This window comes from Amycolatopsis sp. NPDC003676 (assembly GCF_053587275.1).
In genome coordinates, this window is record NZ_JBSFNS010000006.1 from 147,053 (window position 1) to 162,985 (window position 15,933).

The 15,933-nt window shown below is 69.4% G+C and carries 15 protein-coding genes; all 15 read right to left on the reverse strand.

The annotated features are described in order from the left end of the window. Positions 1–77: 77 nt before the first annotated feature. From cysC to ACWDNU_RS05970, 15 genes are read right to left on the reverse strand one after another with little or no spacing between them, the layout of a single operon-like run. Complete coding sequence (gene cysC / locus ACWDNU_RS05900) at positions 78–1,916, reverse strand: adenylyl-sulfate kinase (RefSeq protein WP_449667942.1); 1,839 nt, start codon at positions 1,914–1,916, stop codon at positions 78–80. After that, positions 1,916–2,827: a sulfate adenylyltransferase subunit CysD gene (cysD, locus tag ACWDNU_RS05905; protein ID WP_449667943.1), complete on the reverse strand. Its 912-nt coding sequence runs from the start codon at positions 2,825–2,827 to the stop codon at positions 1,916–1,918. The genes cysC and cysD overlap by 1 nt, the downstream gene beginning before the upstream one ends. Further along, a complete protein-coding gene (locus tag ACWDNU_RS05910; RefSeq protein WP_449667944.1) occupies positions 2,824–4,110 on the reverse strand; it encodes a condensation domain-containing protein in 1,287 nt (428 codons plus the stop codon). The genes cysD and ACWDNU_RS05910 overlap by 4 nt, the downstream gene beginning before the upstream one ends. Next, on the reverse strand, positions 4,107–5,555 hold the full coding sequence (locus tag ACWDNU_RS05915; protein ID WP_449667945.1) for an AMP-binding protein: 1,449 nt from the start codon (positions 5,553–5,555) through the stop codon (positions 4,107–4,109). Before ACWDNU_RS05915 ends, ACWDNU_RS05910 begins: the two co-directional genes overlap by 4 nt. Beyond that, positions 5,552–5,827: a phosphopantetheine-binding protein gene (locus tag ACWDNU_RS05920; protein WP_354742633.1), complete on the reverse strand. Its 276-nt coding sequence runs from the start codon at positions 5,825–5,827 to the stop codon at positions 5,552–5,554. The genes ACWDNU_RS05915 and ACWDNU_RS05920 overlap by 4 nt, the downstream gene beginning before the upstream one ends. A 42-nt stretch (positions 5,828–5,869) precedes the next feature. Beyond that, entirely contained in the window at positions 5,870–7,138 is a 1,269-nt protein-coding gene (locus tag ACWDNU_RS05925; protein WP_449667946.1) for an MFS transporter, read from the reverse strand. Next, a complete protein-coding gene (locus ACWDNU_RS05930; protein ID WP_449667947.1) occupies positions 7,122–7,892 on the reverse strand; it encodes a sulfotransferase-like domain-containing protein in 771 nt (256 codons plus the stop codon). The genes ACWDNU_RS05925 and ACWDNU_RS05930 overlap by 17 nt, the downstream gene beginning before the upstream one ends. Beyond that, the gene (locus tag ACWDNU_RS05935) at positions 7,889–8,977 is read right to left on the reverse strand and encodes a M20/M25/M40 family metallo-hydrolase (RefSeq protein ID WP_449667948.1); all 1,089 of its coding nucleotides are present in this window, start codon (positions 8,975–8,977) and stop codon (positions 7,889–7,891) included. Before ACWDNU_RS05935 ends, ACWDNU_RS05930 begins: the two co-directional genes overlap by 4 nt. Beyond that, complete coding sequence (locus ACWDNU_RS05940) at positions 8,974–9,795, reverse strand: [LysW]-aminoadipate kinase (protein ID WP_449667949.1); 822 nt, start codon at positions 9,793–9,795, stop codon at positions 8,974–8,976. The genes ACWDNU_RS05935 and ACWDNU_RS05940 overlap by 4 nt, the downstream gene beginning before the upstream one ends. 5 nt (positions 9,796–9,800) lie before the next feature. Then, positions 9,801–10,802: an N-acetyl-gamma-glutamyl-phosphate reductase gene (gene argC / locus ACWDNU_RS05945; protein WP_449667950.1), complete on the reverse strand. Its 1,002-nt coding sequence runs from the start codon at positions 10,800–10,802 to the stop codon at positions 9,801–9,803. After that, a complete protein-coding gene (locus ACWDNU_RS05950; RefSeq protein WP_449667951.1) occupies positions 10,799–11,668 on the reverse strand; it encodes a RimK family alpha-L-glutamate ligase in 870 nt (289 codons plus the stop codon). The genes argC and ACWDNU_RS05950 overlap by 4 nt, the downstream gene beginning before the upstream one ends. Next, positions 11,665–12,780, reverse strand: a complete 1,116-nt coding sequence (locus ACWDNU_RS05955; RefSeq protein ID WP_449667952.1) for a transketolase C-terminal domain-containing protein — start codon at positions 12,778–12,780, stop codon at positions 11,665–11,667. The genes ACWDNU_RS05950 and ACWDNU_RS05955 overlap by 4 nt, the downstream gene beginning before the upstream one ends. Beyond that, the gene (locus ACWDNU_RS05960; RefSeq protein WP_449667953.1) at positions 12,773–13,615 is read right to left on the reverse strand and encodes a transketolase; all 843 of its coding nucleotides are present in this window, start codon (positions 13,613–13,615) and stop codon (positions 12,773–12,775) included. The genes ACWDNU_RS05955 and ACWDNU_RS05960 overlap by 8 nt, the downstream gene beginning before the upstream one ends. Next, positions 13,612–14,862 (reverse strand): DegT/DnrJ/EryC1/StrS family aminotransferase, encoded by a 1,251-nt coding sequence (locus ACWDNU_RS05965; RefSeq protein ID WP_449667954.1) that lies wholly within the window; start codon positions 14,860–14,862, stop codon positions 13,612–13,614. The genes ACWDNU_RS05960 and ACWDNU_RS05965 overlap by 4 nt, the downstream gene beginning before the upstream one ends. After that, positions 14,859–15,905, reverse strand: a complete 1,047-nt coding sequence (locus ACWDNU_RS05970; protein WP_449667955.1) for a BtrH N-terminal domain-containing protein — start codon at positions 15,903–15,905, stop codon at positions 14,859–14,861. The genes ACWDNU_RS05965 and ACWDNU_RS05970 overlap by 4 nt, the downstream gene beginning before the upstream one ends. Positions 15,906–15,933: the final 28 nt, after the last annotated feature.

Sequence of the window (15,933 nt, forward strand, 5' to 3'; positions counted from 1 at the left end):
GCCGGGGCGGCGTTGTGCGGGCCGGAGAGCGTGCTAAGGCGGGATCGCCGCGCCGGTTCGTGCGGCGGGAGCATCGGTCACCGCGCCAGCCACTCCAGCAGGATCTCCGTCTGTGCGGACGGAGCACCGTCGTCCGGGCGCAGGACGAGGTCCGGGCTTCGGGGCACCTCGTACGGGTCGTCCACCCCGGTGAAGCCGACGATCTCGCCCCGCCGGGCCTTCGCGTACAGGCCCTTCGGGTCGCGGGCCGCACAAGTCTCCAGCGGGGTGTCGACGAAGACCTCCACGAACCGCAAGCCCGCTTCTTCGTGGCTGCGGCGGACGGCGTCCCGATCGGCGCGGTACGGGCTGATCAGCGACACCACGGCCACGGTGCCCGCGTCGGCGAAGAGCTTCGCGATCTCTCCGGTTCGGCGGACGTTTTCCTGGCGGTCTTCAGCGGAGAAGCCCAAGCCGGCATTGACGCCGTGGCGCAGGTTGTCTCCGTCCAGCAGATAGGCGGGGCGGCCGGAGGCGACCAGTCGACGCTCCAGCTCGGCGCCCACAGTGGACTTTCCCGACGCCGACAAACCGGTCAGCCACACGGTCATTCCCGAGGTGGCGCGCCTGGCACGGGTGACGGCCGGTTCGTGCCAGACGACGGCGGGCGCGGTTTCCGCGGGGCCGATGATCATTCCGGCGGCGACAGTTCTCTTGCTGGTCTCGTCGACGAGCACGAAGCTTCCGGTGTCGCGGTTGCGGCGGTACGGGTCGAAGTGCAGGGGCTGTTGCGTGCGCAGCCGGATGCGGCCGATTTCGTTCAGGGCCAGCGAGTCGGCGGTCTGATCGCGGTGCAGGGTGTTGATGTTCAGGCGGTAGTCCAGCTGGCCGACGGTGGCAGGGACCTCGCGCGTCGTGTGGTGGACGGTGTATCGGGCGCCGACCGACAGGGAGCTGTGTTCGGTCAGCCAGCAGACCATGGCGTCGACGTCGGCGGCGACGTGCGGGTGGTTGTTCGGGCGGCAGATCAGGTCGCCGCGGACGATGTCGATCTCGTCCGACAGTTCAACCGTGACTGCCTGGCCCGCGAAGGCTTCTTCGATCGCGGTGCCGCCGGGGCCGCGGACGGCGGTGACGGTGGTGCCGAATCCGGACGGCAGGACGGTGACCTCGTCGCCGGGTTTCAAAACACCGCCCGCGATGGTGCCGGCGTAGCCGCGGAAGCCTTGGCCCTCGGCGAAACCGTGGGCGCGGATGACGTATTGCACTGGCAGGCGCGCGTCGATCAGGTTGCGGTCTGACGCGACGTGCACTTCTTCGAGGCGGTGCAGCAGCGCGGGGCCTTCGTACCACGGCATTTCGGCGCTGCGGTTGACGATGTTGTCGCCGTGCAGGGCGGAAACCGGCACGAAGGCCAGGTCGTGAACGTCCAGTTTCGCGGCGAAGCGGCGGAATTCTTCGACGATCTCGGCGAATCGTTCCTGCGCGTAGCCGACCAAGTCCATTTTGTTCACGCACACGGTCAGGTGCGGGACGCCGAGCAGGCTGGCGATAAAAGCGTGTCGGCGCGATTGTTCCAGCACGCCTTTTTCCGCGTCCACGAGAATGAGCGCGACATCGGCCGTGGAGGCGCCGGTGACCATGTTGCGGGTGTACTGGATGTGACCGGGAGTGTCAGCGATGATGAATTTCCGCCGTGGCGTGGCGAAATAGCGATAGGCGACGTCGATGGTGATGCCTTGCTCGCGTTCGGCGCGCAGGCCGTCGGTGAGCAGGGCCAGGTCGGTGTGGGCGTCGCCGCGTTGCGCGCTGGTGCGTTCGACGGCGGCGAGCTGGTCTTCGAAGATCGCTTTCGAGTCATACAGCAGCCGTCCGATCAGCGTCGACTTTCCGTCGTCGACGCTGCCCGCGGTGGCCAGCCGGACGAGGTGGCTCATCAGAAGTACCCCTCCTTCTTTCGGTCCTCCATGCCGGTTTCGGAGATCCGGTCGTCCGCGCGGGTGGCGCCGCGTTCGGTCACGCGGGTGGCGGCGACCTCGGCGACGACCTCCGCGGGAGTGGCCGCGGTCGATTCGACGCAGCCGGTGCAGGTGGCGTCGCCGACGGTGCGGAAGCGGACGGTCGCGGTGAACGGCTCCTCGTCGTCCGGGCGGCGGTGGAGGAAGCGGGTGTCGGCGAGCAGCATGCCGTCGCGGCGGACGACCGGGCGGCGGTGTGCGTAATAGAGCGGCGGCAGGTCGATGTTCTCGGCCTCGATGTAGGTCCAGATGTCCAGTTCGGTCCAATTCGAAAGCGGGAACACCCGGATGTGCTCGCCTTTGCGGTGACGGCCGTTGTACAGCCGCCAGAGTTCCGGTTGCTGATTGCGCGGGTCCCATTGGCCGAATTCGTCGCGGAAACTGAACACGCGTTCCTTGGCGCGGGCTTTTTCCTCGTCGCGGCGCGCTCCCCCGAAAACGGCGTCGAGGCCTTGGTCGTTGATTGTCCGCAGCAAAGTCGTGGTTTGAAGCCGGTTTCGGCCCGCGCGCAGGTCTTCGGTGACGCGGCCGTTGTCGATGTCGTCCTGGACGTGGCCGACGACGAGCCGTACGCCGAGGCGGGCGACGACCTCGTCGCGGTACTCGATCACCTCGTCGAAGTTATGGCCGGTGTCGATGTGCACCAGCGGGAACGGCACCGGCGCGGGCCAGAACGCCTTGCGCGCCAGGTGAAGCATCACCACGGAGTCCTTGCCGCCGGAGAACAGCAGCCCGGGGCGGGCGAAGGTGGCCGCGACCTCGCGGAAGATGTGCACGGCTTCGGCTTCGAGGGCTTGCGGATGGGTCAGTTCGTACGACGGCGCGGTCATCTGCGGGCCTCCAGCTGGTCGAGCAGGGTGCGCACGGGAAGGTCGAGGTCTCCTGAGACGAGCGACAGCGCGGTCAGCCATTGCCGCAGGACTGCGTGCGCTTCGTCGGCGGTGAAGTAGTCGGTGGCGTAGTCGGCTCGGACTTGCCAGCTTTTGCCGTCCGCGACCACGTATTGCAGCCAGTCGAACTTCGCTGCCGCGCCTGCGACGTATATTCGTTCGCAGCGCAGGCCCGGAAGCTGCAGTTCGCTGGGCGCTTCATCGAGGACCAGGCAGATCCGGCCCAGGTGCTCGCCCGAGAGCACGCCGCGCTCGCGCGTGACGCCTCCGCCGAGCAGCGCGTACGGCACGTTTCGGTGCCGCAGCACGGCTAGGGACGTGCGTTTCGCGGCGGCGCAGACCTCGCCTACCGTGGCAGCAGAGGGGACCTGATATCTCACGGGCAGCAAGTCGGTCAGGCAGCCGATGACGTCGTCGAGGTCCGGGTCGCCGCGGCGGGACATGGGGGTGCCGAGAACGATGTCGTCGTCGTTCACCGCGGCGGCGACAAAAGCCAGGCAGACGCTCATCAGGACGTTCGCGGTGGTGCGCAGGGAACGAGCGGCCGCGCGGACGGCGTCGCTCAGTTCGGCGGGGACGGTGGCGCGGACGCAAGCGCACTCGGTTCCCCGTCGGGCAGGCAGTCGGCGCGGGTGCGGCGGCAACTGGGACATCGCGCGGGCGCCGGTGAGATATGAGGACCAGAAGGTGAGATCTTCGTCCGCGATCCCGGCCGCTCGCTGACGGGCGGCGTGCTCGCCCAGAGTCAGCGCCGAAGCATCGCGGGCCTGCTCCGCGTACAGCGCGGACAGCTCCCGGTCGATCAGCGCCAGCGAGGCGTCGTCCACGATGACGTGGTGGATCTGCAGCAGCAGGACGTATTCGTCCGGGCCGTAGTCGTACAGCGTCATCCGCGCCGGTGCCGACGTGAGGTCCAGCGGTCGTTGCCCGGCGCGGCGCAGCACCTCGTGCAGGTCTCCCCCGGGCCATGGCAACCGTTCGAGGGGCAGCACGCCGACCGGATCGATGAGCTGGACCGGACCGATCTCGTCGAGGGTGAACCTTGTGCGGAACGCGGCGTTTCGGTCCACCAGCGCCTGAAGCGCGCGTTCCAGCGCCGGAACGTCGAGCGGGCCGGAAATCCGCTGGGCCCAGGTTTCGAGAAACGGTGAGGGGCTGCCCGCGAACTGGTCGGCGATCCAGATCGCTTCCTGTTCGAAGGTCTGCGGAAAGACGTCCGTCATCGGCCCTCCAGCGCGGACAGGTCGACTTTGCCGTTCTCCCGCCGGGGAAGTTCTTCGACCAGTTCGAATCTCGTCGGGACCGCGTAGGCGGGAAGCAGCGCGGCGAGTTCCTTGCGTGCCTCTCGCGGGGACAGCTGAGCGCCGTCGGTCAGCGTGTAGACCAGGGCGATCTGCGCGACTCGGCCGTCGGCGTCCGTCCGGGCGACCGCCGCGCAGGTGCGGATCTGCGGGACGGCGGCCGCGGCGGCCTCGACGTCGCCGAGTTCGATGCGGTTGCCGTTGAGCTTGACCTGCCGGTCCCGGCGGCCGCGGTAGTGCAGGATCCCTTCAGCGTCCAGCAGTCCGACGTCACCGGTGCGGTACGCCCCCGGTCGCGGGAACCGTTCGCGCGACAGCCGTTCGTCGCCGAGATATCCCAGCGCGACGCCGGAACCGAGCGCGACGATCTCGCCCGGTTCGCCGGCGGGCGCGGGGGAACCGTCGTCGCGCAGGATGACGACCTCGGTTCCCGGCACCGGGACACCGGCCGGAATTCCGCCGGGAACGTCCGCATCGGACGGACGCATCCGGTGCACGGTTGTCAGCATCCCGTTCTCCGCCGGGCCGAACCCGTTCCAGAGCGGGATTTCCGGGAAGCGGTCGAGGAAGATCCCGACGTGCCGGGGCGATTGTTTCTCGCCGCCGACGTAAAGCTCCTGGACGCCTTTGAAGGCATCGAGATCCTCGTCGACGATCAGGTTGAACAGCGAGGTCGTCAGCCAGACCGTGTCCACGCCCTCCTCGGCGACGAGATCGCGCAACCGGCTCGGCATCAGGTGGCTTTCCTCGACCACCACCGACGTACCACCGGTGGTCAGCTGACCCCACAGCTCGAACGCGTACATATCCCACGACCCCGGCGCGACCTGCGGCGTGACGTGTCCGGGCCCGAAGCCCGGCAGGCCGTCCGGGCCGAACATCCTCGTCACCGCGCGATGCGGCACCAGGACGCCCTTGGGGACGCCGGTGCTGCCGGAGGTGAAGAACACCATCGCGATGTCTTCCGGGCCGGACAGCACCGGTGCGGCCTGGGCGCCCGAGGCGAGCTCGGCCAGCGGCACCGGCTCAAGCGCGCAGGTGACGCCCAAACCGACCCCGGGACGGCCGACGACGACCGGGTCGTCCAGCTGCGCCAGGATCGACGCGATCCGGCTCTCCGGCCAGCGCGGGTCGAGCACCGCGTAGCCGGCGCCCGCCATCAGCACGCCGAGCTGGACCGCGATCAGCTGCGCGCTGCGCGGCAGCACCAGCGGGACGATGTCGCCCGGCCGCACGCCCTCCGAGGACAGCCGATGCGCCACGGCTTTCCCCGCCGCGACCAGGGTCCGGTAACTGACCCGTTCGCTGCCGTGCACCAGCGCGGTCGCGTCGCCGTCGTGCCGGGCGACCGCGGCGTGCACGCTCACGGCGCGCCCTGCCGGATCTGCTCGACGAAATCGGCCAGCTCGTCGTGTTCGAGCAGCACCGTCGGATCCAGCCGGCAGCCGATCTTGCCCGCGATGCGCGCGCAGATCCGGATCGCCGCGAGCGATCCGCCGCCGAGGTCGTAGAAACTGTCGCGCCTGCCGACCAGGTCGACGTCCAGCACCGCCGCCATGATCGCGGCGACGCGCTCCTCCAGTTCGTCGGCGGGATGTTCGTACTCCGCTGGCGACAGGGCAACACGGCTTTCGGGCACGGGAACTCCTCTTCGCAGCACTTTCGGGGCAAAACGCGAAACTCAGTCCGTTCCGGGGATCGGCTCCAGCGGGGCGGCCTTCGGGGTGTGCCCGGCCGCCTCGGCTTCCTTCAACCCCCGCGTCGTCACGCGCGACGCGAAGACGAACGCGGAAAGCGTCAGGCCGATCGCCGCCGCGATGAAGGTCGCGGCCGTCCCCTGCCAGCGGGCCAGTGCGCCGCCGAGCAGCGCGCCCACCGGCACGACGCCGAGCACGATCAACCGGTACGCGGCGGTGACCCGGCCCAGCAGCTCGTCGGGCACCGCGGCCTGCCGGAGCGTGCTGACCACGATCTGGTTCAGCGCCGTCGCGATGGCGCTCAGGAACATGAGAATCTCGACCAGGACGACGCTGTGGGTCAGGCCGAGTGCCGCATAACTGGCGGCGGGCACGAGCGCGGCGAGCCAGGTCACCGGGCCGCCGCCGAGCAGCGGCACCGCCTTGGCCGCGATCAGCGAACCGAGGATCGCGCCCACCGCGGGCACCGCGATGAAGAAGCCGTACCAGGACGTCGTCACGCCGAGTGGGCCCGTCGCGAGCAGGACGAGCAGGCTGGCTGTGGCGGAAGAGAAGAAGTTGATCGAGGCGGAGATGAACGCGACCCGGCGCAGCAGCCGGTGTTCCCAGAAGTACGACCAGCCTTCCTTGATGCTGCGGACGACTTCGCCCGCCGAATGCGTGCTGCCGCTGGTGTCGTGCGCGGTGGGCAGCATCCGCGGCAGGGTCACCAACGCCAGTGCGGCGAGGGCGAAAAGCCCGGCGCTGGTGGAAAACACCAGGACTGCCGACATCGCGAACAGCGCCGCGCCCGCCGGCGGTCCGATGAAGCTGTGGATCGCCGACTGGGTGGCGAACAGCCGGCCGTTCGCCTTCTCCAGGTCCTTGCGCTCGACCAGCCGCGGCGGAACGGTCAGCGCGGCGTTGTCCACCAGTGTTTCGGCGACGCCGGTCAGGAAGACCGCGAGGTAGAGGATCGCGATGCTGTGCAACTGCGCGACCAGCATCAGCACCAGCAACAGGAAACCGGCCGCCCGGACCACGTTGCCCCAGACCATGATGAACCGCCGGTCGACCCGGTCGGCGAGCGCCCCGGCCGGCAGGGTGAAGACCAGCCACGGCAGGAACTGCGCCACGGTGAGCCCGCCGATCAGCAGCGGGTCCCTGGTCACCACCACGGCGAGCAGGGGCACGGCGGCGATCACCAGGCCGTCGGCCAAATTCGACAGGACCTGCGACATCCACAGGCGGGTGAAGCTACGCCCCAAACTCATGTGCACTCCTCTGCGATCCTTGCCCGCTGGCTGGTTCCCTCTGCTCCGGATTCAGCGCCGCCCTGATGCGGTCGTGATACGGCAGCTGGTCGCGTTCGTATCTCTCCGCGACGAGCTGAAGTTCGGCGGGCAGTTCCTCCCGGGTGCGGGACGCGACGCCCAGCGCGGTCGACGCGCTCGCCCCGGCGTGCCAGCGCCCGGTGGTCCCCCAGCTCGGCGGCGGCTCCTTCCGGAACGCGAGCGAACCGGGGACGAACGGGATGCCCATCGCCGCGCAGTACGCCGTCATCTCCTGCTCCGGGCCGCGGACCATCCGGTCGCCGTCGACCAGGTGCATCGGCATTCCGGCGGCGCGGACGGTGGCGACGATGTCCCAGAGGTTCCGGAATCCCATCGCCCGCGACGTCGCGTCGGCCTGCATCACGAGGTGCGAACGCACGGTGTCGCGCGGGTTCCGGATCATCGCCGCGTGCTGACAGCGGCGCACGAAAGCCGGGTTCGCGTCGAGGCGGTCGATGGGGAAGTCTGTGGTGTCCTTGAAGAACACTGGCCGCGTCGCTGAGATTTCAAGGAGCGCGGCCATCACCTCGTCCTGGCTCGTGCAGGTCCGGTCGGCGACCTCGGCGGTGCCGAAATCGGATACGCGCGAGAACGGTTCGTGGATCACGAGGAAATCCCCGCGCTCGTACATCGCGCGCTCGAACGCGGTCGAGCGCGACCGCGGCACGCACCACAACGCCAGCAGCTCGGTCACGACTTCACCTCCAGCAGCGAGTTGTCCAGTTCCCGCAAGGCCGTCCGCAGGATGCGGACGCCCGCGAGGTATTCCGCGATCGCGATGTGCTCCCCGTCGGTGTGGTTCTGATACGGGTCGCCGGGGCCGTAGGTGGCCATCGGGACGGTCCAGGTGCGGCTCAGCGTGTTCATGTCGCTGGTGCCGGTTTTGAGGCTGTACCGTGGTTTTCGCCCTTCGATGGCGATGGCGCGGGACAGCGCGCGGACGCACGGGGAGCTTCGTGGCACGACCACCGGCGGCACCTCGTATCGCAGCGTCACCGCCGCGTGCTCGCCCAGGATCGTGGCGACTTGATTCCGCAGTTCCTCGGGCGACGTGTGCGGCGGGGTCCGGAAGGACAGCGAGCAGCGGCTGGAGAACGGCTCGAAGTTGCCGTTCTTGACGACCATGCCGACGTCGGCGAAGTTCGCGTTGCCACGCGTCGAGAAGACGTCGAGAAGCCGGGCCAGTGCGGCGATCAGCGTCTCGCTCGACTTCAGTTCGGGGGTCGCGGTGTGGGTCCGCGTGACCTCGCAACGGACGTCTAGCTGGACCATTCCCTTGTAGCCCACCGTCACCGTTGAGGACCCGCTCGGCTCCCCTACCAGCACGGCGTCCGGCACCGGCACGGTCTCGCGGACGTGCTCGGCGCCCCGGGAGGACAAGGCTTCCTCCTCGACCACGCCGATCCAGTGGACACGGAGGCCGAGGTCGCGGCTGGTGAGCGCGGCGACGAGCATCGCGATCAGCGGCCCTTTCGCGTCGACAGCGCCACGGCCGCGAATGTGGGTCTCGCTGTGTTCGAAGGGCACGGAACCGGGAACGGTGTCGAGGTGGCTCAGCAGCACGACCGTCCGCGCGCCGCTGCCGACGATCGCGTGCGCATTTCCCACGTCGTCAAGGAAACTGTCCGCGCCGAAGCCGGCCGCGATGTCGCGCAGCCGCTCGGCCAGCTGCCGCTCCTCGCCGGAGACGGACGGGATCGACACCGCCTCCGCCAGCAGCGCGACCGCCGCGCTGTCGACCAGCTCGCCCTCCCGCGTGCTGAAATCCTGAATCGTCATGCCGGGCCCAGCCCCTTCCCGATCAAGGTTCCGCTTCCGCCGAGTGCTTCCGTCAGGGGCGCTCCCCCGCGTCCGTCGCAGATCTGCACTGCCCGCAAGCCCTTGCCGAGCGCTTCGGTCGCGGCGGCGATCTTCATCCGTATGCCGCCGCGCAGCGTCGGGATCAGCTCTTCGGCGTCGGCCACGTTCAGCTCCGCGACGGTGGACGACGGATCGTCCGGGCAGGCCAGCAGTCCGGCAGTGTCGGTGAACAGCAGCAACCGGTCCGCGCGCCAGGCCGCGGCGATTTCGCCGGCCATCCGGTCGGCGTCCACATTGGTCGGCTGCCCGTCGGCGGTCATGCCCGGAGGACAGACGACCGGCACCATCTCCAGGTCGTGGACAGCGTCCAGCAGGCGAGGGTCCACGCTCACGACGCGGCCCGCCAGGTTGTCCCGCACCACCCGGGTCCGGCCGTCCGACACCGCGCGGATCGCCGCTTTGCGTTCGGTGCGGACGAGTCCTCCGTCCATTCCGGACAGTCCGACCGCCGGGACCCCGCGCTGCTGCAACTCCGAGATCAGCCGCGCTTGCGTCCGGCCGCGCAGGGCCATCATCACAGCGGTGAGCGTGGCCGCGTCGGTGTATCTCGTCTGCATGCCGTCCGGAGACTGCAGCGTGCGGCGCGGCAGGCCGAGTTCGCCGATGGTCTGGTCGATGTCCCGGGATCCGCCGTGCACCACGGTGATCCGGTGCGTGCGCCACAGCGCCGCGAGATCGTCGGCGATGCCGGTCCCGCTCTCCTGGAGGCTGCCGCCCCACTTCACGACAATTCTCATCGCGCTCACACCGGGTGCAATCCGGGGAAGGCCAGCCCGCTGGTTTCAGGGAGGCCGAGCAGGAGGTTCATGCATTGCACGGCACCGCCGGCCGCTCCCTTCACGAGGTTGTCGAGGCTGGCCATCACGAGCGCGCTGCCCCGGTTGTCCACCGCGATGCCGATGTCGCAGTAGTTCGAACCGAGCAGCACCTTCGGGTCCGGATAGCGGAACGCGCCGCGCGGGCTGGTGAGCAGGCGGACGAACGGTTCCGAGCCGTAGTCCTCCTGGTACAGGCGGATCAGCTCGCGCTCGCTCAGATCGACTGCCACGCGCGCGAGCGTCTGGACGCCGCGGACCTGCGGTGTCGCGGTGACGGTCATCGAGGACTCCACGCCGAGCGCCTCGGTCACTTCCGCTTCGTGCCGGTGGCCGAACGGGGCGAACACTCGCAGCACACCGCTCCGCAGTGCGTGGGAGTTCGACGTGTCGGCGGAGGCTCCGGAACCGCTGCTGCCCGTCCGCGCGTCGATCTGCACTGCGCCGAGGAGACCGCGCTGAGCCAAGGGCGCGAGGCTCAGAATCGCGCACGTGGCCATGCAGCCGGGAATGGCGACGCGATCCGCGTCCACGATCTGCTTGCGGTGCAGTTCCGGCAGGCCGCGGACGAACGCGGGAGCCCCCTCGCGGTCCCAGCCGTAGTACCGCCGCATGAGCGCGGCGTCCTCGATCCGGAAGTCCGCGGTCAGGTCGACGATCTTCGGGGCGAACGCGCTGACCTCGTCGAGGATCTTGCTCGTGGATCCGTGCACGCCCGCCAGGAAGACGAGGTCCACCGGCTCCAGGTCCGCGCGCTGCCGGTACCGCAGGCCGCTTCCGCGCAGCGGCGGGTGCGCCGTTTCCACGGCCCGGCCCGCGTGCGTGTCCGAGGTGACGGCGACGACCTCGACTCCGGGATGGTGGACGAGCAGCCGGAGCAGCTCGCCGCCGACGAAGCCCCGGCCGCCTACCACCGCGATCCGTTTCACGCCGATTCCTTCTCTTCGAGTACGCCGCCGGCGCACAGGTCGACAATCCGGGCCGCGACGTCCACGCCGGTCGCGCTCTCGAAACCGCGGAACTCCGGCCGGGAATTCACTTCCAGCACCAATCGGCGGCCGTCCGCGCCTTCGACCAGGTCCACGCTCGCCACCCGGGCACCGACCGCGGCTGTCGCTTCGAGGCACAACCGGCGTACCTCGTCGTCCGGCTGGAGCAATTCGACCGCTGCGCCTCGCGCCACGTTGTTCCGCCAGTCCGTGCCGGAGCGCACGATCGCGCCGAGGAAGTCGCCGCCGACCACGATGCCCCGGATATCCGGCGAGCCGGGCCGCACCGCCTCCTGGACGATCGCGGTCCGCATCGCCGCCGACGGCAGTTCCGCACAGTGTTCGAGCACCGCTTCGGCGGCGTAGCGGTCGGTGATCAGGCTGACCCGCTTGCCCCACGACGAGCCGAGCGGCTTGACGACGGCCGGGTAGCCGATCGCTTCGATCGCCAGCAGCCCGGCCTCCGGCGTTTGCGCGAGCAGCGTCGTCGGCGTCGGGATCCCGGACTGGCGGAGCTGCAGGTACGTCGACCACTTGCTGCCGCAGATCCGGCTCGCCGTCGCGTCGTTGACCGGGAATGCGCCGAAGACTTCGAGAGTTTCGGCCATCAACAGCGCGCGTTGTGCGGAGATCTCGCGGTTGAGCACCGTCATGCCCGGCAGCAGGGCGAGTTGCTCCGGCGCGAACGACACGGCGCGGGGATCGATCCGGTGTACCGGAAGACCGCGATCGTCCATTTCGGACAGCAAGCGGCGCTCCTCGTAGCGGACCACCGACAGCAGAATCCCCACCGCTGCGGCGTTCATTCGCCCCAATCCTCTTCGGACTCGGGCGCGATCGCGAGCTTGAGCGGGGCGGTGGAGAAGATTTCCAGCTCCGCCGAGCATTTCGGGCAGCTGACGATCTCGCCCGGGTAGCTGTCCGCCTGGATCTGGACGTCCCCGGCGCAGCTGAGGCATTCGGTGGTCATGTGCGTCCCCTTCCCTGTCGGTTGAAGTTCTCCGGTGAAAGCCAGCACCCGGCGGAGAACGGAGCCGGCGTCGAGCCCGCCCGCCGCGAGCAGGTCCGCGTGCGAACCGGGGGCCAGGAAGCCGTCGAGGCCGATCGGCAGCCAGCGGATCCCGCGTGCCCCGGCCGCCGCGGCGACCTGCGCGCCCATGCCGCCGGAGGGCCACGCCTCTTCCAAAGTGACCAGCCATCGGCATTCGCCGGCGAGGAGGTCGTTGACCGCGGCGGCTGATTCCGGGTCGACCGTGTGCGCGTTGATCACCTGGGCGCGGTAGCCCTCCGCCGTCAGCCCGCGCGCGACTTCCAGCGCGGTCAGCAGCATCTCGGGCCCGGTGGCGACCAGCGCGAGGTCCTGTCCGGCGCGGACTTCCTGCGGCACGCCGAGTTCCGGTTCCGCCAAGGCGCTGAAGACCGGCGAATCCTTGCGCCCGAGCCGGAGGTAGGTCGGGCCGTCGTACTCCAGGCACTGCTCCAGCAGCGAGACCGTCTGCCGCGCGTCGGCCGGGACGACCACGCGCATGTTCGGCAGCGCGTTCATCAGGGCGAGGTCTTCGGCGCAGTGGTGCGTCGGGCCGAGCCAGCCGCCGCTGACGCCGCCGTGCGTGCCGACGATGCACACCCGGCGGCGCGGATAAGCGATGTCGAGCTTGATGAACTCGAAGGCCCGGCTCGCCGAGAAAGCCGCGAAGGTGCAGACGAGCGCACGCCAGCCGAGATGCTCCGCGCCCGCGGCGAGACCGACGGCGGCGGATTCCGCGATGCCGACGTTGAGATATTCCATCTCGGGAGTTGGCGTGACAGATCCGGTGTCGGTGTCGACCACGAGCACGTTGTGCCGTATCGCCAGCTCCGGCAACGCGGTGGTGAAGGCGGCCCGGGTGCTCTTGCGCTCGGTTTTGGTCTCAACCACGGCCGGGACCTCCCCGCTGCATCCCGGCTTCAACGCGCCGGCGCTTCGCCGCGTCGAGCCGGACGAAATGCGACACCGCCCGGCCAGCGAGGAGTCCAGCGCCGTTGCCCTTGACCGTCCGGCACACCACTGCCGTCGGCTCCCCCGTCGCGGCAGCGTCTTCTAACGCCGCGCAGAGCCCGGGCAGGTCGTGGCCGTCTGCCTCGACGGTGTGCCAGCCGAAGCCGGACCACCGTTGTGCGGGCGAGGCGCCGTCGCTCACCTCGTACACGGAGCCGGTCTGCTGGAAGTCGTTCGCGTCCACGACCACGACCAGGTTGCCCGCGTCGAACGCCCGGCTCACCTGCGCCGCTTCCCAGACCGAACCTTCCTGCAGTTCGCCGTCGCCAACGAGGACGAAGGTGTTCGCAGTGCCGACTTTCCGCTGCGCCCACGCGACGCCGTTCGCCAAGGCCAGTCCGTGGCCGAGGGAGCCGGTGGCGAATTCGACGCCGGGGACCGCGACGTTGCCGTGGGTCGCCAAGCGGCTGCCGGGGCGGCAGAAGGTGGGGATCTCGTCCGGCGGGAAGTACCCGCGTTCGGCGAGCGTCGCGTAGAGCGCCATCGCCGAATGTCCTTTGCTCAGAACGAAAACGTCCCGGCCTTTTCCTTCGGCGTCGGCGGGGTTGATGTTCATGACGTGGAAGAACAGCGCGACCAGGATCTCGACCGACGACATCGAACCGCCGAGATGGCCGCCCTCCGGTCCGGAACACATCTCGACGATGTGCTCGCGGATGCGGTCCGCGCGGGCTTCCAGCGCCTCGCGGTCCGGCTTGCGCACTGCTGTCGTCACGAGACCGCGCCTTTCTCCAGGACGGCGAGGTTCGACCAGACCTTCTCGATCGCGTCGGCGAACCTCTGCAGCAACGGCCCGGCGTCCGGCGGCAAATGCCGCTGCTGGATGGTGAAACTCCGGTCGATGACGTCCTGAGTGACCGGCCAGGCGGGCTCCTGCTGGCAGAGCGAGCGCAACGCGGGCTGGTCGGCCAGCGGCATCATCTGGTACCGGGTCGCGGGCACGCCCTCCGCGCGCAGCGCTCGCATCAGCAGCGTCCGGGCCGCGGCCGTGCTCAGGTCCGGGAAAAGCCGGTCCAGGTCGACGACGAAGCGCAGGATGTGCCAGGCGTGCTCGTACCCCTCCGGCTCGCTCGGGCACACCAAACCAGGCAGATTTCCCAGCCGGGCAAGGAAAGCCGCGACGTTCTTCCGCCGCGCCGCGTGGTAGCCCGGGAACCGCTCCAGCTGGCTGCCCGTGTACGCGGCTTGCACGTTGCTCAGCTTCGCGTTGAACCCCAAACGGTGGCTGACATACCTGCGCGGCTGATCTGGTCGGATCAACTCGCCGAACTGCCGCAGCTGAACCAGACTGTCCGCGACGCTGTCGTCGTCGGTGACGACGAGCCCGCCTTCGCCGCAGGTAGGGAGGTTCTTCGTCATCTGCAGGCTGAACGTCGCCGTGTTGCCGAACGCGCCGGACAGGACACCGTGATACCGGGCTCCGTGCGCCTGCGCGGCGTCCTCGATCACTGCACAACCATGGCTGCGGGCGAGGTCGGTGATGGCCGCGATATCAGCGCTGAGCCCGTGCAGATGAACCGGGATGACCGCCTTGGTGCGCTCGGTGAACGCCGCGCCCAGGCTGCGCGGCGACATCGTGAAGGTGACCGGGTCGACGTCCGCGTACACCGGCGTCGCGCCGACGTGCGTCACCGCCATCGCCGTCCCGACGAAGGTCAGCGCCGGGACCACGACCTCGTCGCCCGGGCCCACGCCGTGGGCGAGGAGTGCGAGTTCGATCGCCGTCGTCCCGTTGCTGACTCCGACGCAGCGGCGCACGCCCAGGAACTCGGCCCAGGACCGTTCCAGCCGCTCGACCGCGGTCAGTCCCGCGCGGTCGGACACGAACACGTTCGACTCCAGCACCGCGAGCACCGCGGCCCGGTCCGCGTCGGTCGTCCTCGGCCAGTCCACCGGCGCGAGCGACGGCAGGACCGGCTCCCCGCCGGCGAGCGCCAGCTCTCCACCGCCTCCGGCATTCATCTGGCCTCAGCCCACCCTCTCGACGCCGCGAGCCGCCATTCGACGGCCAATTGCTCGTACGCGTGCACCAATTCGTCGCCGCGCCGCAGCACCAGTTCCGGCACCCGCGCGAGATTCGCCGCGTGCGCGCTCAGCAGCCGCAGGTTCGACCACGCCGACATCACGCTGTCCGCGGCGGCGGCGATTCCGGACAGATACGGCAGGCTCGCCCGGCGCGCGAATTCCTGCGTCAGGCGGCCGTGCAGGAACGCCTGTGCCTGCATCGCCCAGCCGAACGTGTAAGCGGGCCGCAATTCCGCCGGATCGCTGCTGCGTTCCTGCAACTGCTGGACGAACCGGCGCACCCCGGCCTGGCCGGTCCACACGCGATCCGCGTCATCGGCCGCACCGTTGTTCCAGCGCTCGATATTGCCTTCGATCGCACGGCCGAACCCGTCGGCGGTCAGGTCTTCTGACTCCGACTCCACGCGAGCGGTCAGCACGCGGCCGGCGATCTCGCTGCTCGAGAAGAACACGTCCTGGTGGTCGGCCGGATTGCCGGAGGTCCACGCGTTCATCAGGTGCTCGGCGGGCAACCACCCCTGGAACCGGGGCGGTTGCGCGTCCGACACGTAGAACTCGGTTTCCCCGCCGGCCTTCCGCCAGGCCGGGACCACGACCAGATGCGCGGCGTGGACGTCGTGATAAGCGGGCCGGAACGGGAGATGGTAATTGTCCACCGCCACGATCACGCTCGCGTGCTTTTCGACCAGCTCGATCAGATCGTCGGCGTTCTTTCCCGACGTCCACTCCGATTCCACGTCGTGATAAGGACACAGATCGGCCGCCACGCCCCGGCTGCTTTGCGCGGGGCGGTAGAACTCCTCGCACATCGTGTCCTGCGGCGCGAAAGCGAATTCGCACGCGAGGCCGAGCACCTCGACCGGGCGCAGGCCGTGTTCCAGCAGAATGCTGCCCACCGTGGTCTGGAGACAGCTCAACGGATCCTCGTACCATTGCGGATAGGTGCCGGTCGCACCGTCCCAGCCGCGTTGTCGTGGCATGCCGAAACCTTTCCGAGGTTTTCCGAAA

Bases quoted from the DNA above. Each gene is read 5' to 3' on its own strand.
- cysC (WP_449667942.1), bottom strand. From the start codon at position 1,916: ATGAGCCACCTCGTCCGGCTGGCCACCGCGGGCAGCGTCGACGACGGA.
- cysD (WP_449667943.1), bottom strand. From the start codon at position 2,827: ATGACCGCGCCGTCGTACGAACTGACCCATCCGCAAGCCCTCGAAGCC.
- ACWDNU_RS05910 (WP_449667944.1), bottom strand. From the start codon at position 4,110: ATGACGGACGTCTTTCCGCAGACCTTCGAACAGGAAGCGATCTGGATC.
- ACWDNU_RS05925 (WP_449667946.1), bottom strand. From the start codon at position 7,138: ATGAGTTTGGGGCGTAGCTTCACCCGCCTGTGGATGTCGCAGGTCCTG.
- ACWDNU_RS05935 (WP_449667948.1), bottom strand. From the start codon at position 8,977: ATGACGATTCAGGATTTCAGCACGCGGGAGGGCGAGCTGGTCGACAGC.
- ACWDNU_RS05940 (WP_449667949.1), bottom strand. From the start codon at position 9,795: ATGAGAATTGTCGTGAAGTGGGGCGGCAGCCTCCAGGAGAGCGGGACC.
- ACWDNU_RS05950 (WP_449667951.1), bottom strand. From the start codon at position 11,668: ATGAACGCCGCAGCGGTGGGGATTCTGCTGTCGGTGGTCCGCTACGAG.
- ACWDNU_RS05965 (WP_449667954.1), bottom strand. From the start codon at position 14,862: ATGAATGCCGGAGGCGGTGGAGAGCTGGCGCTCGCCGGCGGGGAGCCG.
- ACWDNU_RS05970 (WP_449667955.1), bottom strand. From the start codon at position 15,905: ATGCCACGACAACGCGGCTGGGACGGTGCGACCGGCACCTATCCGCAA.